General features: G+C 45.6%; 18 protein-coding genes. 12 read left to right on the top strand and 6 right to left on the bottom strand.

All coding sequences use genetic code 11. The annotated features are described in order from the left end of the window. The first annotated feature begins 57 nt into the window (after nucleotides 1-57). The 6 genes from ONT08_RS01540 to guaA all read left to right on the top strand — a co-directional run bounded on the left by ONT08_RS01540 (nucleotide 58) and on the right by guaA (nucleotide 6,679). A complete protein-coding gene (locus ONT08_RS01540) occupies nucleotides 58-330 on the top strand; it encodes a co-chaperone GroES (protein ID WP_006846288.1) in 273 nt (90 codons plus the stop codon). Nucleotides 331-430: 100 nt separating this feature from the next. Further along, nucleotides 431-2,059 carry a chaperonin GroEL gene (groL, locus tag ONT08_RS01535; protein WP_117692011.1) on the top strand — a complete coding sequence of 543 codons (1,629 nt, stop codon included), beginning with the start codon at nucleotides 431-433 and terminating at the stop codon, nucleotides 2,057-2,059. Between the two features lie 365 nt (nucleotides 2,060-2,424). Then, the gene (locus ONT08_RS01530) at nucleotides 2,425-2,640 is read left to right on the top strand and encodes a hypothetical protein (RefSeq protein ID WP_006846290.1); all 216 of its coding nucleotides are present in this window, start codon (nucleotides 2,425-2,427) and stop codon (nucleotides 2,638-2,640) included. Then, nucleotides 2,624-4,168: a RapZ C-terminal domain-containing protein gene (locus tag ONT08_RS01525; protein ID WP_118085972.1), complete on the top strand. Its 1,545-nt coding sequence runs from the start codon at nucleotides 2,624-2,626 to the stop codon at nucleotides 4,166-4,168. Before ONT08_RS01530 ends, ONT08_RS01525 begins: the two co-directional genes overlap by 17 nt. Before the next feature lie 76 nt (nucleotides 4,169-4,244). Beyond that, nucleotides 4,245-4,994 (top strand): nucleotidyltransferase family protein, encoded by a 750-nt coding sequence (locus ONT08_RS01520; RefSeq protein ID WP_264958932.1) that lies wholly within the window; start codon nucleotides 4,245-4,247, stop codon nucleotides 4,992-4,994. 74 nt (nucleotides 4,995-5,068) lie between these two features. Continuing rightward, nucleotides 5,069-6,679, top strand: coding sequence for a glutamine-hydrolyzing GMP synthase (gene guaA, locus ONT08_RS01515; protein ID WP_264958930.1), 1,611 nt, complete (start codon nucleotides 5,069-5,071; stop codon nucleotides 6,677-6,679). A 44-nt stretch (nucleotides 6,680-6,723) separates the two neighbouring features. Here the strand turns inward: guaA and mscL are convergent, their stop codons facing one another. Beyond that, nucleotides 6,724-7,152, bottom strand: coding sequence for a large-conductance mechanosensitive channel protein MscL (mscL, locus tag ONT08_RS01510; RefSeq protein ID WP_117588102.1), 429 nt, complete (start codon nucleotides 7,150-7,152; stop codon nucleotides 6,724-6,726). 355 nt (nucleotides 7,153-7,507) lie between these two features. Here mscL and gap point away from each other — a divergent pair, with 355 nt between their 5' ends. The 3 genes from gap to ONT08_RS01495 all read left to right on the top strand — a co-directional run bounded on the left by gap (nucleotide 7,508) and on the right by ONT08_RS01495 (nucleotide 10,680). Continuing rightward, nucleotides 7,508-8,539, top strand: coding sequence for a type I glyceraldehyde-3-phosphate dehydrogenase (gene gap, locus ONT08_RS01505; RefSeq protein ID WP_117662844.1), 1,032 nt, complete (start codon nucleotides 7,508-7,510; stop codon nucleotides 8,537-8,539). A 133-nt stretch (nucleotides 8,540-8,672) separates the two neighbouring features. Beyond that, entirely contained in the window at nucleotides 8,673-9,641 is a 969-nt protein-coding gene (gene miaA, locus ONT08_RS01500) for a tRNA (adenosine(37)-N6)-dimethylallyltransferase MiaA (RefSeq protein WP_264958928.1), read from the top strand. 109 nt (nucleotides 9,642-9,750) lie between these two features. Then, nucleotides 9,751-10,680: a diacylglycerol/lipid kinase family protein gene (locus ONT08_RS01495; protein ID WP_022121645.1), complete on the top strand. Its 930-nt coding sequence runs from the start codon at nucleotides 9,751-9,753 to the stop codon at nucleotides 10,678-10,680. Between the two features lie 77 nt (nucleotides 10,681-10,757). Here ONT08_RS01495 and ONT08_RS01490 read toward each other — a convergent pair whose 3' ends face one another. Further along, nucleotides 10,758-11,462 (bottom strand): Crp/Fnr family transcriptional regulator, encoded by a 705-nt coding sequence (locus tag ONT08_RS01490; RefSeq protein WP_118079039.1) that lies wholly within the window; start codon nucleotides 11,460-11,462, stop codon nucleotides 10,758-10,760. Nucleotides 11,463-11,674: 212 nt separating this feature from the next. Here ONT08_RS01490 and ONT08_RS01485 point away from each other — a divergent pair, with 212 nt between their 5' ends. From ONT08_RS01485 to ONT08_RS01475, 3 genes are all read left to right on the top strand, one after another. Next, nucleotides 11,675-13,618: an amylo-alpha-1,6-glucosidase gene (locus ONT08_RS01485; protein WP_264958926.1), complete on the top strand. Its 1,944-nt coding sequence runs from the start codon at nucleotides 11,675-11,677 to the stop codon at nucleotides 13,616-13,618. An 18-nt stretch (nucleotides 13,619-13,636) separates the two neighbouring features. Then, entirely contained in the window at nucleotides 13,637-14,905 is a 1,269-nt protein-coding gene (locus ONT08_RS01480) for a glycosyltransferase family 4 protein (protein WP_022121648.1), read from the top strand. A gap of 85 nt (nucleotides 14,906-14,990) precedes the next feature. Beyond that, nucleotides 14,991-16,436, top strand: coding sequence for a glycoside hydrolase family 57 protein (locus ONT08_RS01475; RefSeq protein WP_264958924.1), 1,446 nt, complete (start codon nucleotides 14,991-14,993; stop codon nucleotides 16,434-16,436). Between the two features lie 112 nt (nucleotides 16,437-16,548). On the opposite strand, the gene ONT08_RS01470 is transcribed toward ONT08_RS01475, so the two are convergent. The 4 genes from ONT08_RS01470 to ONT08_RS01455 all read right to left on the bottom strand — a co-directional run bounded on the left by ONT08_RS01470 (nucleotide 16,549) and on the right by ONT08_RS01455 (nucleotide 25,650). Further along, the gene (locus ONT08_RS01470) at nucleotides 16,549-18,339 is read right to left on the bottom strand and encodes a glycoside hydrolase family 43 protein (protein ID WP_264958922.1); all 1,791 of its coding nucleotides are present in this window, start codon (nucleotides 18,337-18,339) and stop codon (nucleotides 16,549-16,551) included. Nucleotides 18,340-18,360: 21 nt separating this feature from the next. After that, complete coding sequence (locus tag ONT08_RS01465; protein WP_264958920.1) at nucleotides 18,361-20,397, bottom strand: glycoside hydrolase family 28 protein; 2,037 nt, start codon at nucleotides 20,395-20,397, stop codon at nucleotides 18,361-18,363. A 243-nt stretch (nucleotides 20,398-20,640) separates the two neighbouring features. After that, nucleotides 20,641-22,350, bottom strand: a complete 1,710-nt coding sequence (locus ONT08_RS01460; protein ID WP_264958918.1) for a RagB/SusD family nutrient uptake outer membrane protein — start codon at nucleotides 22,348-22,350, stop codon at nucleotides 20,641-20,643. Nucleotides 22,351-22,374: 24 nt separating this feature from the next. After that, nucleotides 22,375-25,650, bottom strand: coding sequence for a SusC/RagA family TonB-linked outer membrane protein (locus ONT08_RS01455; RefSeq protein ID WP_264958916.1), 3,276 nt, complete (start codon nucleotides 25,648-25,650; stop codon nucleotides 22,375-22,377). Between the last annotated feature and the right edge of the window lie 261 nt (nucleotides 25,651-25,911).

The raw sequence follows: 25,911 nt of genomic DNA, 5'->3' as shown, positions 1-25,911 counted from the left end.
CGGGTAGCAATACCTGTTGGCAAAATAAATGTATAACAATTAAAATATTATAGAATCATGAACATTAAACCATTAGCAGACAGAGTGCTGGTACTTCCCGCACCAGCTGAAGAAAAAGTAGGTGGAATTATTATCCCTGATACAGCAAAAGAGAAACCACAGCGTGGTAAGGTCGTTGCTACAGGTAAGGGTACGAAAGACGAAGAGATGATTCTCAAAGAAGGTGATACCGTACTCTATGGTAAGTATGCTGGCACAGAACTCGAATTCGATGGTACTAAATATATCATGATGCGTCAGAGCGATGTACTCGCTGTAGTAGAAGAGTAAGAATAAGTGAAGAGTGAAGAACGAAGAGTGAAGGATTCAATTGCTTTGTTTTAACTCAACATTCAACATTTAACATTCAACATTAAAAAGATAAAAGAAAATGGCTAAAGATATTAAATATAATATGGATGCCCGCGACCTCTTGAAGAAGGGTGTTGATCAGTTGGCAAATGCAGTAAAGGTAACTCTCGGTCCTAAGGGCCGCAACGTGGTAATCGAAAAGAAGTTTGGTGCTCCTCAAATTACTAAGGATGGTGTTACCGTGGCTAAGGAAGTAGAGTTAGAAAATAAATTCGAAAATACTGGTGCTCAGCTTGTTAAGAGCGTTGCTAGTAAGACTGGTGATGATGCCGGTGATGGTACAACAACTGCTACTATCCTGACTCAGGCTATCGTAACAGAGGGCTTGAAGAACGTTACTGCAGGCGCAAACCCAATGGACTTGAAGCGTGGTATTGACAAGGCTGTAGCTGCTGTTGTTGCCTTCATCAAGGAACATGCTGAACAGGTAGACGACAACTACGATAAGATTGAGCAGGTGGCTACTGTTTCTGCCAATAATGATGCTGAGATTGGTAAGCTCTTGGCTGACGCAATGCGCAAGGTTTCTAAGGATGGTGTCATCACTATCGAGGAGAGCAAGAGCCGTGATACCAACATCGGTGTTGTTGAGGGTATGCAGTTTGACCGTGGTTACTTGAGCGGTTACTTCATGACAGATGCAGACAAGATGGAGTGTGTAATGGATAACCCATACATCCTTCTTTATGATAAGAAGATTTCTAACTTGAAGGAGTTCTTGCCAATTCTCCAGCCTGCTGCTGAGAGTGGTCGTCCTTTGTTGGTTATCGCTGAGGATGTTGATTCTGAGGCTTTGACTACTTTGGTAGTTAACCGTTTGCGTGGCGGTTTGAAAATTTGCGCTGTGAAGGCTCCAGGCTTCGGTGACCGTCGCAAGGCCATGTTGGAGGATATCGCAGTATTGACAGGCGGTGTTGTTATCTCTGAGGAGAAGGGCTTGAAGTTGGAGCAGGCAACTTTGGATATGCTGGGTTCAGCAGACAAGGTTACCGTCAACAAGGACAATACAACTATCGTTAATGGTCATGGCGAGAAGGCTAATATCCAGGATCGCGTAGCTCAGATCAAGAACGAAATTGAGAATACCAAGTCTTCATATGATAAGGAGAAACTTCAGGAGCGTCTGGCTAAGCTCGCCGGTGGTGTAGCTGTCCTTTATGTAGGTGCCAACTCTGAGGTTGAGATGAAGGAGAAGAAGGATCGTGTTGATGATGCACTCTGCGCTACCCGTGCCGCTATCGAGGAAGGTATCGTTGCTGGTGGTGGAACTACTTATATCCGTGCTCTCGAAGCATTGAAGGATATGAAGGGTGATAACGCTGACGAGACAACAGGTATCCGTATCGTAGAGCGTGCTATTGAGGAGCCTCTCCGTCAGATTGTTGCCAATGCCGGTGGCGAGGGTTCTGTAGTAGTAAATAAGGTACGCGAGGGCGAGGGTGACTTCGGTTACAATGCCCGCAAGGACGTTTACGAAGATATGCGTCAGGCTGGTATCGTAGATCCTGCCAAGGTAGAGCGTGTAGCTTTGGAGAATGCTGCTTCTATTGCAGGCTTGTTCCTGACAACAGAGTGTGTGTTGGTTGACAAACCAGAGCCTGCACCAGTTGCACCAGCTGCAGCACCAGGTATGGGTGGCATGATGTAATTAGATGAATAATTTGCGCAAACAAAGCACATCGTAAGACTGCGAGTTTGCAAAGCGAAAATATCAAATAGGGGTGATTCTCAGAGAATTATCCCTATTTTTTTTGTTTTTTTAGTCATAAAGATGCAAAAAATAGCAAAATTATTTGGTTCGAATAATCTTTTTTTGTAACTTTGCATCGTAAATAAAAGAAAGTATCATCCGAAGGGATGGCAAAGATATTTTTTTGATTTGTTTTAGTAGATTAGTTTTTAAGTAGTTTGTTTTTGGAAATCGGTTGTCGTGAGACATCCGATTTTTTTTGTTTTTATTTTGTTTTCTCAATTTAATTGTGTAATTTTGCAGCATAATAGAAAATTCATAGCATGAACAATATTGATTGGAAAAAAGCAGTGGTCTTTCTGATTGTTATCGGAGGACTCATTTATATTACAAAGGCAGAGTTGGGAATGACTACTACAAACTCGTTCCTTACTACGCTGGGTATCTTATTGCTTCTCTTTATCGGAGATAACTTCGCACAGAAGATTGATGATGATCGGAAACGACGTAAACTGAATAATGATGGAAAAGCTGATTGATCTATATAAGAAATGGGCGGGTGAAGAACCGGCTGATGTCATAAAATTGGCAGGGCAGGGGAGTAACCGGCAGTATTTCCGTATCATTGGGCATGATGGTGATACGGTAATTGGTGTGATAGGAACCAGTCGTGATGAGGATCATGCCTTTGTATATCTGGCTCAGCATTTCCAGCTCAGACAGTTGCCTGTTCCCCAGATTCTGGCGGTGAGCGATGATGAACTCTGCTATCTTCAGACAGACCTTGGTGGTACTTCGCTTTTCGATGCCATCAAGGGCGGACGAGATGCGGGCGGACGTTACAATCAGAAAGAGAAGGAACTCCTTAAGAAAACCATTCGTGAACTTCCGAATATCCAGATTCGCGGTGCAAGAGGATTGGATTGGCAGAACTGCTATCCGCAGCCAGAATTCGATGTAGACAGTGTGCTCTTCGACCTCAACTACTTCAAGTATTGTTTTCTGAAGCCTACCGATTTGGATTTTCACGAACTAAAGCTCGAAGCCAACTTCCGGCTTTTTGCCAAGGATCTGACATCAGAACCGATGGATTGTTTCCTTTATCGCGATTTTCAGGCGCGCAACATCATGCTGGATGATAAGGGGAATCCATACTTTATTGATTTTCAGGGCGGTAGAAAAGGACCGTTCTATTATGACCTCGCCTCATTCCTCTGGCAGGCATCTGCTAAGTATCCGTTCAAACTGCGCAGAGAACTGGTTTGGGAATACTACCAGTCATTGAAGCATTATACCGAGGTACCATCGGTGCGCCATTTTGTAAACCGGTTGAGTCTTTTTGTGCTCTTCCGTACCTTGCAGGTTTTGGGCGCCTACGGATTCCGTGGCTATTTCGAACGCAAGAAGCATTTCATCGACAGTATTCCGCCAGCTATCCAGAATCTGCGAGATCTTCTGAAGATGGGTGACAAGGTATTCCCTTATCCTTATATGATGGATATGTTGAGAAGGCTGACCGAATTGCCACAGTTCAAGGTGATAGAGAGTGTGGCGCTGAGTCGTGCAGACGGCTATAAGACTACCGACAATAATATCTATCGTGCGCATCCGCAGGACGGACCTGCCACCTATTCTAAATATGATGGTAAGGGACCGCTGGTGGTAAGAGTATATAGTTTTTCTTTCCGTAAGGGCATTCCAGAAGATCCGTCGGGCAATGGTGGAGGTTATGTCTTCGACTGCAGAAGTACCCATAACCCTGGCAGATACGAGCCTTATAAGAAGTTGACGGGTCTGGATGAGCCTGTTATCCGATTCCTGGAGGATGATGGTGAGATATTGAAGTTCCTGGATCATGTTTATGCACTTGCCGACCATCATGTAAACCGCTACATGCAGCGTGGTTTCACCTCTCTGATGTTCTGTTTCGGATGTACAGGCGGTCAGCATCGCAGTGTATATTCTGCGCAGCATCTTGCCGAACATATTCACCGGAAGTTTGGTGTAGAAGTGCAGATTTGTCATCGTGAACAGCATATTGAACAGGTTTTGCCGGCAAAACAATAGAAAATAGCGTGCAAATTTGGCTATCTCGCAAAAAGTTAGTAAATTTGCACGCACATTTTAAAATAGCTATTTAGCAATGATGCAAGCAATGATATTCGCAGCAGGTTTGGGCACTCGCCTTAAGCCACTTACCGACCGCATTCCGAAGGCTCTGGTAAGTGTCGGGGGAGAACCTTTGCTCAAACGTGTCATCTTTCAGTTGAAGGATGCCGGTTTCACTCGCATTGTAGTGAACGTGCATCATTTCTCCCAACAAATTATCGATTATCTCAGAGCACATGACAACTTCGGTATGGACATCCGTATCAGTGATGAGAGTGAAAAGCTGCTCGAAACGGGTGGAGGTATCCGGAAGGCATGGCCGCTCTTCAACCAGTCAGAGCCTATTCTTATCCACAACGTGGATATTCTGAGTAATGTAGATCTGAAGAAATTCTACCAGATGGAGAGCAGGGATATGATTGCTGCCCGCCTGATGGTGAGCGAACGCAAGACCAAGCGCTATCTGCTCTTTGATGACAGTATGCAACTGGTGGGATGGACGAATATAGAAACGGGCGAGGTGAAGAGTCCTTATCCTGATCTCAATCCCAAAGATTATAAGATGTATGCTTTCTCGGGCATCCACATGGTTGCTCCATCGCTCTTTCCATTGATGGAGGAGGAACCGGACAAGTTCCCTATCATGGACTTCTATCTGAAGCATTGCGACAAGGTGCGCATAGAGGGATATGTAAAGAACGACCTCAAGCTGATGGATGTGGGAAAGCAGGAGACGCTGAAAGAGGCGGAAGCATTTCTGAAATCGTTAGTTAGTAGTTTATAGTTAATAGCGGTTATGCCGTATAGCAAGATTACTATAAACTATAAATTGTAAACTGTAAATTAAAATTAGATATTATGCAACAGAAGATTATTATTTTGGATTTCGGTTCACAGACCACACAGCTCATCGGCCGTCGTGTCCGTGAACTCGATACCTTCTGCGAGATCATGCCTTACAACAAGTTTCCAAAGGATGACCCATCAGTCATTGGTGTCATCTTGAGCGGTAGCCCTTATTCCGTTCATGATCCGGAAGCTTTCAAGGTAGATCTGAGCCAGTTTATCGGTCGCATTCCTGTACTCGGCATCTGCTACGGTGCTCAGTTCCTCTCTTACGCCCAGGGCGGTAAGGTGGAGGCTGCTGACAGCCGTGAGTATGGTCGTGCCAACTTGGAGCATTTCGATAAGGAGAATCCTTTGTTCAAGGGATTCATCGAGAGCTCTCAGGTTTGGATGAGCCATGGTGATACCATCACTGCTATCCCTGATGATTACAAGTGCATCGCTTCTACTGCTAATGTGAAGTATGCTGCTTATGCTTCTACCAAACAGCCTGTATGGGCAGTACAGTTCCACCCAGAAGTGTTCCACTCTTTGCAGGGTACACAGCTCTTGAAGAACTTCGTGGTTGATATCTGCGGAAGTAAGCAGGACTGGAGTGCTGACTCTTTTGTTGAGACAACAGTTGCTGAGTTGAAGGAACAGTTGGGCGACGATAAGGTTATCCTCGGTCTTTCTGGCGGTGTTGACTCCAGTGTGGCTGCCGTTCTCCTGAACAAGGCTATCGGTAAGAACCTTACCTGTATCTTCGTAGATCATGGTATGTTGCGCAAGAATGAGTTCCGTGACGTGATGGAAGACTACAAGTGTTTGGGCTTGAATGTAATCGGCGTGGATGCATCAGAGAAGTTCTTTGCTGACCTGGCTGGTGTTACTGACCCTGAGGAGAAACGTAAGATTATCGGCCGCGACTTCGTGGAGGTTTTCAATGCTGAGGCTAAAAAGCAGACTGGTGCCAAGTGGTTGGCTCAGGGTACCATCTATCCTGACCGTATCGAGAGCTTGAATATCACCGGTAAGGTGATCAAGAGTCATCACAACGTAGGTGGTCTTCCTAAGGAGATGAACCTTCAGTTGTGTGAGCCTTTGAAGTGGCTGTTCAAGGATGAGGTTCGCCGTGTAGGTCGCTCTATGGGTATGCCAGAGCACCTGATTACTCGTCACCCATTCCCAGGTCCTGGTTTGGCTGTCCGTATCTTGGGCGACATCACTCCTGAGAAGGTACGTATCCTTCAGGATGCTGACGATATCTATATCCGTGGCTTGCGTGAGTATAAAGTGAAGTTGAGTGGTGAGGAAGCTCGTCGCGTCCTGGCTGCCGGTGTTCCTGCTGACATGCAGAATGGCGAGATCGAGGTTTCTCTCTACGATCAGATCTGGCAGGCTGGTACCGTATTGCTTTCTACTGTCCGTTCAGTAGGTGTGATGGGGGATGAGCGTACATACGAGCACCCGGTTGCCTTGCGTGCTGTAACCAGTACTGATGCGATGACTGCTGACTGGGCACATCTTCCTTATGATTTCATGGCTAAGGTAAGTAATGAGATTATTAATAAGGTGAAGGGTGTAAACCGTGTATGTTATGACATCTCTTCAAAACCACCTTCGACAATTGAGTGGGAATAAACAGAATAAAAAGTCGCCTTCAAAGAGGGCGACTTTTTTTATTCTTATTTCTGGTTCTTCAGGAGATCACGTATTTCCATGAGAAGTTTTTCTTCATTGCTTGGCTCCGGAGCCTTAGGAGCTTCTGCCGGTTTTTCCTCTTCCTTCTTCTTGGAAATCTTGTTCACCACCTTGATGAGCATGAAGATACAGAAGGCAACGATGAGGAAGTCGAAACAGGTCTGGAGGAAGTTACCGTAGTTGATGGTAGCCGCCTTCAGTTCCTCACCCGCTACATTGACGGTAGGTAGGGTGAATTTGAGGTCGGCGAAATTCACGCCGCCAATCAGCCATCCTATAGGAGGCATGATGACGTCATCAACAACAGAGCTTACGATTTTGCCAAAGGCACCACCGATGATGACACCGACAGCCATGTCGAGCACATTGCCACGCATGGCGAATTCCTTGAATTCATTCAAAAATTTACTCATACTTTTATCTTTTTAATTATAACTATAGTTTGATAGTTCTTCTTTTTCTCTTTTCTTATATATATAATAAGGTGTAGAATGCAGAGTTTTTTTCTTTGCTTTTTGCAATATGGAGTTGTCAGTATGGCATGTAATGAGTGAAAATAATGCCAATATTAAAACTCTAATATTCTTTTTTAACTTATTTAATACTAATTCTGGTTGCAAAGTTAGAAAAAAATTAGTAACTTTGCGCTCGAAAAGAAGAAAAAATGCTCTAAGGCGTAAAATTTTGAATGTTTCAGCATCGGATGAACGCTCGAAAGCAGTTAAAAAAGTAATTTTTATTAAACTTTTAATTTAAATATTAAGAACAATGATTAAGATTGGTATTAACGGATTTGGCCGTATCGGTCGTTTCGTATTCCGTTCTACAGTTGAGGCTGAGAACGCAAAGGAAGTACAGGTAGTAGCTATCAATGACTTGTGCCCAGTAGATTACATGGCTTACATGTTGAAGTATGATACAATGCACGGTCAGTTCGACGGTACTATCGAGGCTGACGTTGAGAAGAACGAGTTGATCGTTAACGGTAACCACATCCGTGTTACTGCTGAGCGTGATCCAGAGAACTTGAAGTGGGATGAGGTTGGTGCTGAGTACGTAGTTGAGTCTACAGGTCTCTTCCTCGCTTATGACAAGGCTGAGAAGCACTTGAAGGCTGGTGCTAAGTACGTAGTACTTTCTGCTCCTTCTAAGGCTGACGCTAACGGTAACCAGGCTGATATGTTCGTTTGCGGTGTTAACACTGACAAGTACAATGGTCAGAAGATCGTTTCTAACGCTTCTTGTACAACAAACTGCTTGGCTCCTATCGCTAAGGTATTGAACGATAACTTCGGTATCGAGACAGGTTTGATGACAACTGTTCACTCTACAACTGCTACACAGAAGACTGTTGATGGTCCATCTATGAAGGACTGGCGTGGTGGCCGTGCAGCTGCTGGCAACATCATCCCTTCTTCTACAGGTGCTGCTAAGGCTGTAGGTAAGGTTATCCCTGAGTTGAACGGTAAGTTGACAGGTATCTCTATGCGTGTTCCTACTTTGGACGTATCTGTTGTTGACTTGACAGTTAACTTGAAGAAGGCTGCTTCTAAGGAGGCTATCTGCGCTGCTATGAAGGCTGCTTCTGAGGGTGAGTTGAAGGGTGTACTCGGTTACACAGAGGATGCTGTTGTTTCTTCTGACTTCTTGGGTTGCGCTTTGACATCTATCTTCGACGCTAACGCAGGTGTTTATTTGACAGACAACTTCGTTAAGGTTGTTTCTTGGTATGACAACGAGATTGGTTACTCACACAAGGTTGTTGAGTTGATTAAGATCATGAAGAAGCACAACGGTTAATTCGTTGCCTCTTAACGATTAAGTATATGGCCGTCCAGCATTTTTTCAATGCTGGACGGCTTTTTGTTTTTATAAGTGAGAATTTCTTTTCATTTTATTTTGTTTTCTCAATAATTTCATTTAACTTTGCGGCATGAAATATTCGATGATAACCATATTGGGACCTACGGCGAGTGGTAAGACGAGTCTTGCTGCCGCTCTTGCAGCCAGGATCAATAGCCTGGGTGCCCATTTGTCGGGTACCCCTGCCAAGGGCGCTGAAATCATAAGTGCTGACAGCCGGCAGGTATATCGCGGCATGGATATAGGTACGGGTAAGGATCTGGCTGACTATACCATCCATGGCAAGCAGATACCTTATCACCTCATTGATATCTGTGAGCCTGGTACGAAATATAATCTCTTTGAATATCAGCAGGATTTTTATGATGCCTATCAGGATATTCAGAAGAGAGGGGCATTTCCGATATTATGTGGAGGTACAGGACTCTATATTGAGTCGGTGCTGAAAGGTTATCATCTTTCACCTGTTCCGCAGAACCCGGAACTCCGTGAATTATTGGCTCATAAGAGTTTAGAGGAACTTACGCTGATACTGAAAGAGCTGAAGGCGAAAACGGGTTCTAATATGCACAATCGCACAGACGTGGATACAGCACAGCGAGCTATCCGGGCGATAGAGATTGAAAGCTATAATCTGGAGCATCCGATGCCCGAACGTGAACTCCCTGCGGTTGATTCGCTGATTATCGGTGTCAGCATAGACCGGGACGCAAGAAGGGAGAAAATTTCACGGAGACTGAAACAGCGATTGGATGAGGGAATGGTAGATGAAATCAAGGGACTGCTAGATCGTGGTATTCCTGCCGAAAATCTCATCTATTATGGTTTGGAATATAAGTTTATTACAGAATATGTGATCGGTAAGACTTCATACGATGAGATGTATCGCGGTCTGGAAATAGCAATCCATCAGTTTGCCAAAAGGCAGATGACGTGGTTCAGAGGTATGGAGCGCAGAGGCTTTACTATCCATTGGGTAGATGCATTGCAGCCAATGGAGAAAAAGGTGGAGACGGTTTTGGAACTGATGAGAAGCTAGGCTGCGGCCTGGAATCTGGCTAGGGTGCTGGCATCCGATGGAATCGGATGCAACGGTGGCTGGGCGGAAGTGATATTTTATACAACTTTCAAATTACAAAGAAGAGACAATGGTAAACGAGAATAAATGGGGGCTGCTTTATTGCCCTAGAGGAGGCTGGCGAAGTAACAAGCGCTGGGAAAAAATAGAGAAGGTGCTCAAGCAGCAAGGCGTGGATTACGACTTTGTGCAGAGCGAGAATCAGAAGAGCGTAGAACGGCTCATCAGAATGTTTATCAACAATGGTTATAAGACCATTGTCATCGTTGGTGGAGATTCTGCGCTCAATGATGCCGTAAACTGTCTGATGCAGATAGATCCGAAAGAAAGAGAAGAGGTGGCACTGGGTGTTATTCCTAACGGACTGATGAACGACTTTGCCCACTTCTGGGGATTCAGCGACAGCGATATCGAGAAGACGGTTGCGTCGCTGAAAAAACGTCGTATCAGAAAGATTGACCTCGGTTGTATCCGCTATGTGAACAAGAAGGGGGAGAAATGCCGTCGCTATTTCCTCAACTGTATCAATATCGGACTCATCGCCGCCATCATGAACCTGAGACGAAAAACCCATCATATCTTCGGTTCACGTACCCTGTCGTTTCTCTGTTCCTTCATCCTGATGATATTCCAGCGTCTGGACTATAAGATGCATGTGAAAATCAATTCGGATGTTATCAAGCGTAGAGTGATGACGATGTGTATAGGCAATGGAACAGGATATGGACAGACTCCGAATGCTGTGCCATATAACGGACTGCTCGATGTGTCGGTGGTATCTCATCCTAAGACAACCCAGCTCTTCGAGGGAATCTATCTTTTTGTGAAAGGTAAGTTCCTCAACCATAAGAGTGTGCATCCTTACCGTACCCGAGAGGTAGAGGTGCTCGATGCCCAGCATGCCCTGATAGGTATTGATGGCAGATTGATGAATACACCGGTAGGCCCATTCCAGATTACTGTAATTCAGGAGGTTATCAACTTCCTGATACCCGTATAACCAGTATGTCCGTAATAAGTGAAATGTATCAAGAAAAACGTATAATGTAAAACATATAAATAAAAAATAGCAGAACTTTATCCGAGTTCTGCTATTTTTATGATTTCTTCTTCCTGTAAGATTTTGATTTTCCTTCCTTCTGTATTGATGAGTTCTTCTGCCGTAAAGGCTGAGAGCGTACGGATGGCATTGCTCGTTGTCATATTACAGAGATTTGCCAGATCTTCACGACTCAATCGGATGTCAAGAGTTTTACCGTCTTTTTCTAACCCATAAGAGTCTTTCAGAAATATCAGTCCTTCTGCAAGTCGGGCACGGATATGTTTCTGGGTGAGGTTCACGGTACGGTCGTCCGATTTACCTATTTCCACACTGAGATATTTGATAAAGAAGAAGCCGATGTTGAAACTCTTGGAGATCAGTTTCATGAGAACTGCCAGCGGGAACTGGGCAACGACGCAGTTTTCCAGCGACATGGCTGCCGTCTTGTATATCTCATCTGCAAAATAGGCTCTGAAACCAAAAAATTCAATCGGTTTGATAACACGGATAATCTGGCTCTTGCCACCGATACCTTCTTTGTATATCTTCACTTTTCCCGCTATGAGACATAGTGCATATTCAGGAGTACCCTCGTTCTTGTAGATGATTTCGTTCTTCTTATACTTCTTGATTTCCAGATGTTCTTTCAGTAAATCGAACTGGTCATCAGTGATGCCTCCCCATAGCTTAGCAATCAGCATTGCTATATTTTCTTTATCGTATTTTCCTCTAGCTGCCATGTGTACAAATCTTTTAAACTGAAAACTGAGTGCAAAAGTAATGCTTTTTCTCGAAATAATCAAGCATTTTTGTCTAAAAATATGTTTTAAAACATAAAAAGGCAATTTTTTCTAAAAATGGCATACAAAAAACTTTGTTATACCACAAAAAAGTGTTACCTTTGAAAGCAATTAATTTAGTCAACAAAAATATAGAACCTTAATATAGATCTATGAGTTATCTAAAATTCGAAAAGGCCCTTATGACGAATCTTCAAGAGTCGTTGCCTAAGGAGTTGTTGAGGACAAATCGCTCGGGTGCATATTCGTGCTCAACGATTGTAGACTGTAATACCCGCAAGTATCACGGATTACTTGTCGTGCCGGTTCCAGAACTGGACGATGAGAATCATGTGCTCTTGAGTTCGCTGGATGTTACGGTGATTCAGCATGGAGCAGAGTTTAACCTCGGCTTGCACAAGTACCAGGGCAACAACTACAGTCCGATGGGCCACAAGTACATTCGTGAGTTTGATTGTGATAAAGTGCCAACTACCCTTTATCGCGTAGGTGGTGTTATCTTGAAAAAGGAAGTTGTATTCCAGCATTATGAGAATCGCATTCTGATTCGCTATACGCTGGTAGACGGCCATTCGGCTACAACCCTTCGTTTCCGTCCATTCTTGGCTTTCCGCAGTGTCCGTCAGTTTACTCATGAGAATGCTACCGCATCTCGTGATTATTCTGAGGTAGATCATGGCATCAAGACCTGTATGTATGCAGGTTATCCTGATCTCTATATGCAGTTCTCCAAGAAGAACGAGTTTAAATTCTGTCCAGATTGGTATCGTGGCGTGGAATATCCAAAGGAGCAGGAGAGAGGTTATGCTTCTAACGAAGACCTCTATGTTCCTGGCTATTTTGAAATGGATATCAAGAAAGGCGAAACCATCGTCTTTGCTGCTTCTACATCAGAAATCAAGGCGATCAGCCTGAAGAAGCTCTTCGACAAGGAAGTGGATGAGCGTTCGCCTCGTGACAATTTCTTCCACTGTCTGGTCAATGCGGCACATCAGTTCCATCGTCGTGAAAAGAACGATGACCGTTATATCCTGGCTGGTTACCCTTGGTTTAAGTGTAGAGCCCGCGATACATTTATCGCTCTTCCTGGTCTCACCCTCTCTATCGAGGAGGATGACTACTTCGAACTGGTGATGAAGACTGCGATGAAAGGTTACTACGAGTTTATGGAAGGTAAACCGGTCAGTGTGCATATTGCCGAGATTGAACAGCCTGACGTACCATTGTGGGCTGTCTGGGCTTTGCAGCAGTATGCTAAGGAAACCAGCAAGGAAGACTGCTTCAAGAAGTATGGACAGTTTATCAAGGATGTTATCAGCTTTATCCAGGATAACAAGCATCCGAACCTGAAGCTCGAAGAGAACGGATTGCTTTATACTGATGGTAAGGACAAGGCTGTTACCTGGATGAACTCTACTGCCAACGGCAGACCAGTGGTTCCACGTACCGGATATATCGTAGAGTTCAATGCTTTGTGGTATAACGCTTTGTGTTTCTGTGCTTCTCTTGCTGCAACAGTAGGTGAAGAAGACAGCCAGCAGAAACTCCTGGCTCAGGCTGAGAAAACCAAGCAGGCGTTCCTCGATACCTTCCTCAATGAATATGGCTATCTCTATGATTATGTTGATGGAAATATGATGGACTGGAGCGTTCGCCCGAACATGATATTTGCAGTGGCTTTCGACTATTCTCCATTGTCGCAAGACCAGAAGAAGCAGGTTCTTGATATCTGTACACGCGAACTCCTTACTCCTAAGGGATTGCGTTCACTTTCGCCAAAGAGCGGCGGATATAATCCTGTTTATGTAGGTCCGCAGACCCAGCGCGACTATGCTTATCATCAGGGTACGGCATGGCCATGGCTCGGTGGCTTCTATATGGAGGCAAGTCTGAAACTCTATAAGCGTACCCGTTTGAGCTTTATCGAACGCCAGATGGTAGGTTATGAGGACGAAATGTCTTCCCACTGTCTCGGTACCATCAGCGAACTCTTCGATGGAAACCCTCCATTCGCAGGTCGTGGTGCCATCTCTTTCGCCATGAATGTGGCTGAGATTCTGCGTGCGCTCGAGTTACTTGAAAAATATCAATATTAATAATAGGAGGACTGCTATATGAAAGTTTTAATGTTTGGATGGGAGTATCCTCCTCACGTATTTGGTGGTTTGGCAACTGCCAACTTTGGTATCTCCCAGGGACTTCATGCCCAGGGCGATGTTGATATCACATTGTGTCTGCCTCATCCTTTCGGTGATGAGGACCGCAGTGCCTGCAAGATTGTGGCAATGAACAGTGTGCCTATCGCCTGGCGAGATGTAAATCACGACTATGTGCAGCAGCGCGTAGGCAATATCATGAATCCGGACGATTATTTCCGTTACCGTGACCACATCTATGCCGATTTTAACTATATGCATGTAAATGACCTCGGCTGTATGGACTTTGCCGGTGGTTATCCGTCAAATCTTCATGACGAGATTAACAACTATAGCATCATTGCCGGAGTTGTAGCCCGTTCTGAGGAATTTGATATTATCCATGCTCACGACTGGCTGACATTCCCTGCCGGAATTCATGCCAAGCGAGTGAGCGGCAAGCCATTGTGCATCCACGTTCATGCTACTGATTTCGACCGTAGCCGTGGAAAGGTGAACCCTACCGTTTACGCTATCGAGAAAGACGGTATGGATAATGCCGACTGCATCATGTGTGTATCCGAACTGACCCGCCAGACAGTGATTCACCAGTATCACCAAGATCCACGCAAGTGTTTCGCCATGCACAATGCCGTATACCCATTGAAGCAGGAGTGGCAGGATATTCCACGCCCAAATCATAAGGGCAAGGAGAAGGTCGTAACCTTCCTGGGACGTCTTACCATGCAGAAGGGACCTGAATATTTCGTAGAGGCTGCCAACATGGTATTGCACCGTACCCGCAATGTGCGTTTCTGTATGGCAGGTTCGGGCGATATGATGGATCAGATGATTTATCTCGCTGCTGAAAGAGGCATTGCCGACCGGTTCCACTTCCCTGGCTTTATGCGCGGCAAACAGGTTTATGAATGTCTGAAAGACAGTGATGTCTACGTGATGCCATCTGTGAGCGAGCCGTTCGGTATCTCACCTTTGGAAGCTATGCAGTGCGGCACACCAACCATTATCTCCAAGCAGAGTGGATGTGGAGAAATCCTGTCCAACTGTATCAAGGTAGACTACTGGGATATCCATGCCCTTGCCGATGCCATCTACAGCATCTGTCACAACGAGAGTCTTTTCGATTATCTCTCAGAGGAAGGCAAGAAAGAAGTAGACCAGATTACCTGGGAGAAAGTGGGAGCCCGCATCAAAGACCTGTACCTCAAGACCCTGGGGTGGAAGTAGGTTAAGTGAAGAGTGAAGAACGAAGAATGAATAATTTTGAGGCTTTACTCATCTTACAAGTTAAACGTTCAAATTTCAAATTTTTATGAAAACAATTTGTTTATATTTCGAGATACATCAGATTACCCATCTGAAACGCTACCGCTTCTTCGACATCGGTACCGACCATTATTACTATGATGACTACGAGAACGACCGTAGCATCAACGAGATTGCTGAGCGCTCTTATATGCCAGCCTTGAATGCCCTTCAGGAGATGATTGAAAAGAACGGCAAGTATTTCAAGGTAGCTTTCTCGCTTTCGGGTGTGGGTATGGAGCAGTTGGAACTTCATGCTCCTCAGGTACTGGAGAAGCTTCAGCAGCTCAACAATACGGGTTGTGTAGAGTTCCTGGCTGAGCCTTACTCTCACGGACTTGCTTCTCTGGTTAATGAGGCAAGTTTCAAGGACGAGGTGATGCGCCAGTGCACCAAGATAGAGGAATATTTTGGTAAAAAGCCTACCGTATTGCGCAACTCTTCGCTCATCTACAGCGATGATATCGGTAACGATGTTGCCAACATGGGATTCATTGGTATGCTCACCGAGGGTGCCAAGCACGTGCTCGGCTGGAAGTCTCCTCACTATGTTTACCATTGCGCCCTGAACCCTAAGTTGAAGCTCCTTTTGCGCGATGTGAACCTGAGCGATGATATCTCTCTGCGCTTCAGCAACAGCGATTGGGACGGTTATCCACTCTTTGCCGACAACTATATGAACCAGATTGCTGCCTTCCCAGAGGAGGAGCAGGTTATCAATATCTTCATGGAGCTTTCTGCTCTTGGTATTGCCCAGCCTCTGTCAAGCAACATCCTCGAGTTTATGAAGGCACTGCCTCAGTGTGCCAAGGACCGTGGCATCACCTTCTCAACACCTTCAGAAATCTGCAAGAAGATCAAGTCGGTAGGCGAGGTGAATGTGCCTGATACCTTGAGTTGGGTAGACGAGGAGCGTGATGTAAGTTCGTGGTTGGGTAACCCGATGCAGCGTGAGGCTTTCAACAAGCTTTACAGTGTGGCAGACCGTGTACGTATCGCCAACGATCCACGTATCAATCAGGACTGGGATTACCTGCAGGCAAGTAACAACTTCCGTTTCATGACTACCAAGCCAAGCAATGTGGGTCTTGACAGAGGTATCTATTCAAGTCCTTTCGATGCTTTCACTAACTATATGAACATTCTTGGCGACTTCATCACCCGAGTAAACGACCTCTATCCTGCTGATGTTGATAACGATCAGCTTGAGGGCCTGCTTACTACCATCAAGAATCAGGATGAAGAGCTTGAGATGAAGGACAAGGAGATTGTCCGTCTTCAGGCTAAGATTGAAAAGATAGAGAAGGAAACTGATAAACTGCGTGGTGAAAAGGCTACTAAGGCTCCTGCCAAGAAGGCCGCAGCTAAGTCTGCAGCCAAGAAGACTCCTGCCAAGAAGGCACCTGCAAAGAAAGCAACAAAGGCAGAGCCTACAGAAGAAAAGAAAGATTAGAATTTTTAGATTACTCATAAAGATTAATCCCCCTCGCTGCATTGATTTGCAATGAGGGGGATTTTTTTGTTTCCCAAAATATTCTCTGAAATAACGTGTTAGCTGGAAAGCGTTATTTTTCGAAATGAATCCAGTCTACGTCGAAGAAGGCTGCATCGTTCTTTTTGGCTGTGCGGGTGTTGAAGAAACCGAGCTTGGCACCAATCCACTTGCCTTCACGCACAGTGAAGGGATTGCCTATCTTGGTGAATTTCTTACCATCCAGACTGTAGCTCCATTCAGCGATAGCCTGTATCTGGTTGGCGATACCTTCGCTATGAACCTTCACGCGAAGCCATACATCCTGGGTAGCGATGCGGGAAGAAGGAATATCATCTACGGCATACTTCACGGTGTAAGGTTGAGGCTGCTTGCTAGTCTTGATGGCCACTTGCTTTACCATCTTCTCTGCCTTTCCCTTCTCAGCCTTCTCGCAGGTTACATATTGCAATACAACCCCCTCTTCCTTGGTATCAACAAACTTGAGTGCCGCATAGTCCATGCCTTGCATAATCATGCCGGCGCTTTCGCCCAATATCTTATCTTTCTCCTTGTAAGCCTCGGTGCGGTTAGGTATGAACTTCACCTTGGCAGTAGCAGTAAAGTTCTCAGTAGGGAGTTTCTGGAGCAGGAGGTTTGGCAAATCATACAGGTTCTTTACATCTTCAGCCTGCTGCACGCCATAGAGGCGCAGCTTGGAGTTCTTGGCATCGCAGAAGTACCAGTACTGACTGTAAGGACCGTTCCACTGCCATTGCAGACCTAAATCTACGCTGCTGAAATCATCCGATTCCTTAGGCTGGAAGTTTCCGCTTGATGGCAGGTTGGGCTTTTTCCATTGCAGAACAGGATCTCCGCAGCCGTCACCATCCTTGTCGTCTCCGATGACAAGCCAGTCGTTCACCCATTTGGCTGGTTGCAGATGCACCACACGACCATAGGCGTGCTTATCCTGGAAGTGGAGGAACCAGTCTTCTCCATTCTGGGTATCTACCCACGCACCCTGGTGAGGACCATTCACCTTCTTGTTTTTTCCCTGTGCCATACCTACATATTCCTCGTAAGGACCGTATGGATTCTTGGAACGCAGCTCTACCTGCCAGCCATACTTCACGCCGCCCGCAGGACTCATGATGTAATAGTAGCCGTTGCGCTTGTAGAACTTGGTACCTTCGATAGTAGGCTGGTCTTCATGCCCATCATATACGATGCGTGAAGGACCAATCACCTTGGTTCCATCTGGTGACATAGGAGCAACGAAGAGCACAGACTTGATACCGGCTCTTGAACCGGCGCATCCATGCGAAAGATAAGCCTTGCCGTCTTCATCCCAAAGAGGGCAGCAGTCAATAAGACCTTTTCCCTTCATCACCCAGGTGATAGGCTCCCAAGGACCACGAGGATCTTGTGTCTTGGTCATGAAGAGTCCCTGGTCAGGATCGCCACAGTAGATATAGAACCATCCGTCATGATAGCGGATAGAGGGTGCCCACACATAGTTACCATGCTGAACTTTCTTGCGCCAGTCCAGTTCGGTGCCCTGATATTCAGGCAAAACAGGATAGTCATCGAGTAGGGCAGCGCCTATAATCTCCCAGTTTACCAGGTCGGTGCTGTGCAGAATCTGAAGGCCTGGGAAACACTGGAAGGAAGAGGAGGTCATATAGTAGTCATTGCCCACACGGCATACGTCTGGGTCTGAGTAGTCGGCGTCAATAACCGGGTTGCGGTACATTCCGTTCTTCAGGTTCGGATTCCATGTCTTGGATACCGCTTTCTGGGCATTCACGCTCACCGCAGAGAGCGGAGAACTCAAAGCGATGGTTGCGAGAAGGCACAGGAGTGAATGCGATTTTATTTTCATTGTTACCGATGTTTAAATGAATTATTTAGCTACGTATTTCTTGTTGTTGTAGATATAGATGCCTTTTTTGAGACCTTGCAGGTCTTCTGCCTTGGCATTGAGCTTTACCATGCGACCGCTGAGGTCGTAAATGTTGTTATTGTTTACCTTGGCGGTTAAAACAACATTGTTGATACCTGAACTTGTTACCTTTACACCTTTCAGTGTGATAACCCAAGCGGCTTGTGCATCTTGTGGTGTGAAGGTAAGAACGCCAGTAGCAGGAGTGTCAAGTGTAATATCAAACTTTGTGCTCGTATCCGTTTGGGTTGAACGGCTAGGGAATACGTATTTGTCGCTGGCAAAGGTTGTTCCGTTCAGCTCGCCGAGATAGCAAGTCTTGTTGTCTTCATTGGCATATCCTGCAAATCTAGCCGATGTAATGTTAATATTCTCAGGCAGGTTGATGGTAAACTGTATGCCCTTGCTATACTTGATGGTATTGTTTTTAGCTGTAGCGTAACCTTTGCTGCTCTCTATGCTGCAACCGTTATTGAATTTCCATGGAGATGGATCTGTGTCTGAAGAAGTGCTGGTTGACGCATCCAGAATATAGCTTACTTCTGTTGTCTCACCTGGATTGGGAGTGGGATTTGGATTTGTACCTGCCCCTGTAGCATCACACTGGTCGTCTACTGTAGAATCGTACTGGCGAATCCAGAGTTTGCCAGACTGGCATGTAATCTTAGAGTTGTTCTTGAACACGAGATTATCTACGAAGCGGATATCGATACCCGTCTTTGCCGAAATCTGCACATTGTCGAGTGTTACATTCTTGATATGACTCTCAGGACGCCCAATCAGGAAGATGGCTTTGCCATCGCAAACATCTGTTGTCTTCACGTTCTGGAGCAGGATGCCATTGTATGTAGGGGTTGTGCTATCCAAAGTTCTTGCGTTTGCCTTATCTACGGCAGGGTCACTGTTGTAGTTCTTGTCGTAGAAGCAGTCGATAGAGAATGGGTTCTTCACCTTGGTCATGGTGAAGTTGGTGAACTTCCAGTCCTCCTCGCCACCGCCACGCAGTGTACCATTGCTGTTGATACCCGTCTTCATGCGGATACCGGCAGTTGTACCATTCATGGTGATGTTGTCGAACCATACATGCTTGATGTTTTTGGTGAAACTACCGATAGAAGCACCATGTCCTGTACCGAAGTCGCAGTTCCAGATATGGATGTACTGTGCATCATTGTCACAAACGATATTGTCATCGCCGTTGCTGATGTTACAGTTGTAGATATTAACGTATGGACCCCAGATAGAGATTCCATCGGTGTTATGCGATGCCTTTCCCTTGCCTGCTTCAGATGAAGGTTCGCTGATAATCAGATCATGGATGGTAGCATGGCTAGCCTTACCGCTGTTGCTGATGGTGATGTTCACACCAGGAGTATTCTGAATTTTGAAGTTGCGGAGCAGGAAGCGCTTGCCCTGCTCGAAGCGGATCATTGCACCAGGATTGAAGGTTTCGCCATTCTCTCTTGCAAGCCACCAACGTGCACCCTGACCGTCGATGACTGAAGTTTCACCTTCACCCTCGATAACAATGTCGGTAACGTTCTTATCCTTGTTCTTTCCGCCGATGAAGACAGTCTTATTGTTAGGAGCCTTGCCGTATTCCACGAGCTTCAATGTCGCTCCTGCGCAAAGGTGGAGCACAGTCTTTGACTTGATGCTGAGTACCTCGGTCTTGCTTGTCATCTGATCTGTACTACCAAACATCCAGGTACCGGCAGGAATCACGACCATACCACCTGTTGTAGGCACAGCATCAAGTGCTTTCTGGATAGCCTTGGTGTTGTCTTCTGCCGTAGTGGAAGCACCATAATCCTTGATGTTGAACGTGTTTTCCGAAGTGATGGTTGGCAACTGTGGCAGTTCTACGGTAGTCCATCCTTCTGGAGTGTTCTGTGCGTTCTGCTCGGCTGTGATACCTGCGAAAGTTTGTGCTTTAGCGAACATTGGCAGAGCCATGAGCGCAGCCAGCACGGCTGTCTTAATGATTGATTTCTTCATTTCTTCTTAGGTTTATTTATTTTATTATTATTGTATTCTATAAGATTTTCTGCAAAGTTACGATATTTTTGCTTACCGCATGCAGATAGTGGGCGAAAAACTACGAAAACGATTACGTATACCTTGCCGATAGAACCAAAAGAAAGACCGTATCCATCAGGAATTATCTCCCTAGAATACGGTCTTAAACCTAATGATTAACGTATGTCCTGATAAGTTTTCTTATCAACATAATGACTTTGATTAGTAACCAGGATTCTGGTCGGCTAATGTCAGTTGGTCATTGGCATCAATTGCAGCCTGTGGGATAGGGCGAAGAAGCTTCTTGCCGATATACTGGGCAGCCTTGTCTCCCATCTCATGGTTATACTTGGTGCAACGTGTTACCAGGGTCTGGGTTCTGCGAAGATCCATCCAGCGTGCCTCATTACCGAAGTTCTCGCATGCATTCTCATCAAGGATGTCATCGATAGTGATAGTTCCTGTAAGTGCAGAAAGACCAGCGCGCTGGTGAACCTCATTGAGTCGTGCCAATGCCTTAGGATTATCACCAGCCTTCAGATAAGCTTCAGCTGCTACGAGATACATCTCTGGCAAAGTGATGATATGGATGTCGCGATAGCAGGTGTTCTTCTGGTTAGAAGCAGTATGGCTGTCATCAAACTTCTTGCAAGGACTTGAAGCATATACCAACTGCTGGTTGTCGTAATATTCCATATCCTTGCCATCCATATTCTGTGCCTCCTTGGTTTGTGAATCCATCGGAATGCGATAGGTGTTTGCTCTGTTTGCAGGATCTATTGCCTTCCATGCTTCAAAGTCGGCATCTGTTTCATACCATGCAGAATAGTAACGAACCACAGGATAACCCTTTAGGCTCTCACCATTCTTATACCATGTCCAGTAGCCGGTACCTGCAGCATTTCCATTGTTCATATCTGGCAATTCCTTCATGAAGGTAGCATCGTAACGCTGGTCTCCCTTCTTGAAACAATGCAAGGCATAGAGAGTTGGTACATAACTGGAAGTGGTAGCCTTGATAGGATCCTCGGCACCACCCAGATAGTTGCAGTAGTAGTCGCTCCATTCTGTACCACCTGATGTTGTATTGTTGGCTGTAGCCAAATCATATTCTACATCCCAAAGGAACTCTTCGTTGTCATCGCCCGATCCGTCTGCCTTCCAGAGCTCGGCAAATGGGGTAGTCAGTTTTCTGCCTGCAATCACCTCATCGGCAAGAGCTGCTGCCTTGGAGAAGTAGTCTTGTTTGTTGAGGTCCCATGCTGCAGAAAGGTAGGTTTTGGCAAGGATAGCCTTGGCTGTTTCCTGGCTGATTCTGCCGCCCCCCTTGGTAGCTGTAGAAGCTTGGAGCACATTCTTGCTGATAACATCTTCGAGTTCGCTGATGATATAGGCATATACATCTGCAGCAGAAGACTTAGGATATCCTGTGTCTGCTGTGGTGAGGAAGTCCTTCATGATAGGGACACCACCGAAGTTGTTTACCAGGAGATAATACTCGTAGGCTGCCAATACACGGGCTTCGCCTACAAGCTGCCCCTTAGTCTTTTCATCAACTTGGGCTGTCTGTGCATAATATGACACAGAGTTGGCAGCACGGATACCTGAATAGAGGTAAGTATAGAGATTCTTGATATCACTATTCTCAGGAGTCAAGGTCTCGTAAGTATTCAATGGCTCGTTCATCTTGTTGCGGGCATCAGCATACATATCTGTACCTGCTGAGAAACAGCTGGTGAACAGAGGTGCCGCATAGATGTCTTGCAGACGCTGATAGGCATCATTGACGAGGTTGTTAAATCCCTCTTTTGTCGCAAAAGTCTGTTTATCAGTTACATTCGACTTGTTGCTAGCATCCAGGAAGTCGCTGCAACTTGTCATGGTTCCCATGCAGCAGGCCGCCAATGCTACGCTATATAATATCTTTTTCATAATTGTTTACTTCATTTAATGAGATTAGAACTTAAGATTTACACCAAACTGGTAGGTTACAGATGCTGGACCGCCATTCTGCAGATTCTGTGATGCCCACTCTGGGTCGAAGCCCTTGTAGTTGGTGAAGCAGAATGGGTTCAGAACGTTTACATAAACACGGAGATTTCTGATACCTGCCTTGTTTACTACGCTCTTAGGCAATGTGTAACCCAGAGTGATGTTCTTAACCTTGGTGAAAGAGGTCTTCTGATACTGGAAGCCTTCTCCCTTGGCTGAACCCTTGTCACCGAAGTAACCACCCATCGAAGTATCGCTGTTGTTAGGATAAGGATACTTTCCGTAGTGCGTCTCTGTAGCGGTTGTAATCTCACCTGTTGCATGATCGATGATTGGTGCTCCCTTTGGTATGTAGTAATCCAGCTGCATGTGGGCATTACCACGGTCGCTATACTTCATATACTTCTCATGGAAGTAGCTGCGTGACCAGAATCCGCTCTTTGTATAGAACATGATAGAGAAGTCGAACCCCTTGAAGTAAACATTGGTAGAGAAACTACCTGTCCAGCGTGGATCGGTGCAGCCATAAATCTGCTTATCGCTATCGTCAATCTTGCCATCGTCGTTCCAGTCGTTTACGGCTACCTGACCTTCATACCACTTATACTTACTGCCATACTTCTCGTAGAATTCCTTCAGGGTATAGTGCTTGTCACCATTCATCGTGTGCATGGTTACACCCTTGTCGGTGATGACATCGGTATGGGTATAGTCACGGAGTACATTCAGTGGTTCGCCGATGAACCAATTGTTGGCTACCTCATCTACCTTACCGTTACTCAACTCCTTAATCTTGTTCCAGTTGCGGGCAAAGTTCACGTTGGCACTCCAAGAGAAGTCCTTCTTGTTAATAATGTTGAACTGCAAGCCCAACTCGATACCTCTGTTCTGAACAGAACCAACATTGAAGGTAGAAGTCTTCTCACCAGTTTCCAAAGGCACTGAACGTGACATAATCTGACCATCAGAAAGACGGTTATAGAAGTCGGCTGTTACATTGATGCGGTTTTTCAGGAAACTCAGGTCGAGACCGAGGTCAAACTCCTTCACTTTCTCCCAGATAAGGGCGGTGTTAACCAATCCGTTAGGATGATAACCCTGTACCTCTTTGCCATCGATGGTGACATAGGTAGGACCTGTAGCAGAAGCGATAGTTACATAGTCACCCACATTGTTGTTACCGGTAACACCGTATGAAAGACGGAGTTTAGCATTATCAAGCCAGTTGTTGAACTGCTTCATCCAAGCTTCATCAGAGATACGCCATGCTGCAGCTACAGAAGGGAACCAGCCCCATCGGTTGCCGTCTGCGAAGCGTGAACTGCCATCGGTACGGAGTGTAGCTGTAGCCATGTAACGGCCCTTGTAAGAATAGTTGGCACGGAAGGCAAATGACTCCAATGATGACTCAGTATAAGAAGAGGAGAGCGTCTTGTCGCCGCTGGCTGTTCCCAGGTTGTGGAATGTAGTATGGTCGCTGGCGATACCCTTGCCTTCTTCATACTGGTATTCTGTATTGCTCTTGTAGAGTGAGAACAGTGCCATGGCACCAATGGTGTGGTCGCCAAATGTGCGATTGTAGTCAAACTGGTTGTCCCACGTCCAGTCTACACGGGTTGTATTGGCAACGGATCCGAAGTTTGTCTTGTTCTTCTGGTAGTAAGTTGAACCTTGGTCGTTACCCTCGTTCAGACCTGTTGCATAGAAGATGCCCTGGCGCTTGTGAGAGTAGTTAGGAGAGAAGGTGGTTGTAAACTTCAATCCCTTGATGATGTTGGCACGCAGGTAGAAGTTACCCATCAGTCGGTACATCTTGGTCTCATTGGTGTAGTTGCCGTCATTCAAATCGATGAGCGGGTTATATGTAGATGTAAACTGTGCATCTGAATCAAAGGCTGCCTTTGCTCCCGGGTTAGGAATCAGGTTGCCATCTGTATCAGTTGGAGATACGAATGGGTTAAAATAGAATGCATTCACGTATGGAGAATAAGTACCATCAGTACATACATCCTGGGTGCGGCTCATTGACATGTTGGTAGAGAAACCTGCCTCGAATATCTTGGAGAGCTTGGCATCCATTGCTCCCTTGAAGTTGAAACGCTCATAGTCGTTGCCTTTGAATACGTTCTCTTCTCCCTGATAACCCATACCTACACGGTAGTTGATCTTGTCTGTAGCACCGGCAGCACTGATAAAGTGGTTCTGCTGGGCGGCAGTGCGGGTTACCATCTTCTTCCAGTCGTAACCGTCGAAGCTTGGATCCATCATCAACTCGTAAAGCTTTGAATCCTTGTAGCTGGTTCCTCCCTTGCGGGTCAGGAAGGCTGAATTCAAGTCAGTATCCTTGATGATGTAGTGTGGATGTCCTTCAGCATCCACACCCTTGCGGCTAGAACCTTCATAGCTCTGTCCGTCAAGCATTGTATATCTGGCAAAACGGTAATCCATAAACTCGTTGGCATCCATAAACTCAGGCATGCGCGCCAACTTCTTGATACCATAATATCCGTCATAAGAGATGGTAGCCTTCTGTGCCTTGTCTGCACCCTTGCTGCCCTTGGTGGTAATCATGATGACACCGGCAGAGGCACGGGAACCATAGATGGCGGTAGAAGATGCATCTTTCAATACGTCGATGCGGTCGATATCATCAGGATTGAGGAAGTCCATGTTGTCGCAAACTACACCATCGATAACATACAATGGCTGTGCCTGCTTGTTGATAGAAGCCTGTCCACGAACCTGAATATTGAAGCCTGCACCTGCGCGGCTACCAGACTGGGTGATGTTGACACCAGGAACAGAACCCTGCAGAGACTCTGCAAGATTGGTAGTACCACGAGCGGCTATCTTTTCTGAGTTGACAGATGCGATAGAACCAGTTACGTCGCGTTTACGCATAGTACCATAACCAACGACAACGACCTCGTCAAGAGCTGCATTGTCATCTTCAAGTACGATGTTCCATGTTTTCTGACTTCCTACTTTTACTTTCTTAGGCTTGCAGCCGATGTAGCTGAAAGTCAAGACCGCATTAGGGTCTGCGTTCTGAATGGTAAACTTACCGTCAAGGTCGGTGATGCCACCTGCTTTACCATTCTGGTCAGTAATGGTTACACCAATCATTGGGTCGCCATTAGCATCCTTAACGGTACCTTGGATTGTTTTCTGCGCAAAAGCGAGGAAACAAACCGAACTCAAGGTCAGTGCCATGCTGGCACGTTTCAGTTGTTGATACATAACGATGTTTGTTTTGTAGGTTATTATTATATCTTGTTAAGTTTCTCTGGTCTAATTGAACTTACTAGCGATTAGTTGTTGTCGTGTTTGATTCTCAATAGATCATAAGGAATCTTCGATTTTTGGTTATAATCTTAGATTTCTGCTACAAAGGTAATTAAAATTTTTAAATGTTGAATAAAATAAATGAAAAATCTAACGTAAACGTTTTCGGAAGTGTTGTTTTTACAATATAGCCTTTAATGGTGTTGATTCTGGCTT

The sequence above is a fragment of the Segatella copri genome (genome assembly GCF_026015465.1).
Classification (GTDB): Bacteria; Bacteroidota; Bacteroidia; order Bacteroidales; family Bacteroidaceae; genus Prevotella; species Prevotella copri_E.
This window is presented reverse-complemented; position numbering and strand designations above follow the sequence as displayed.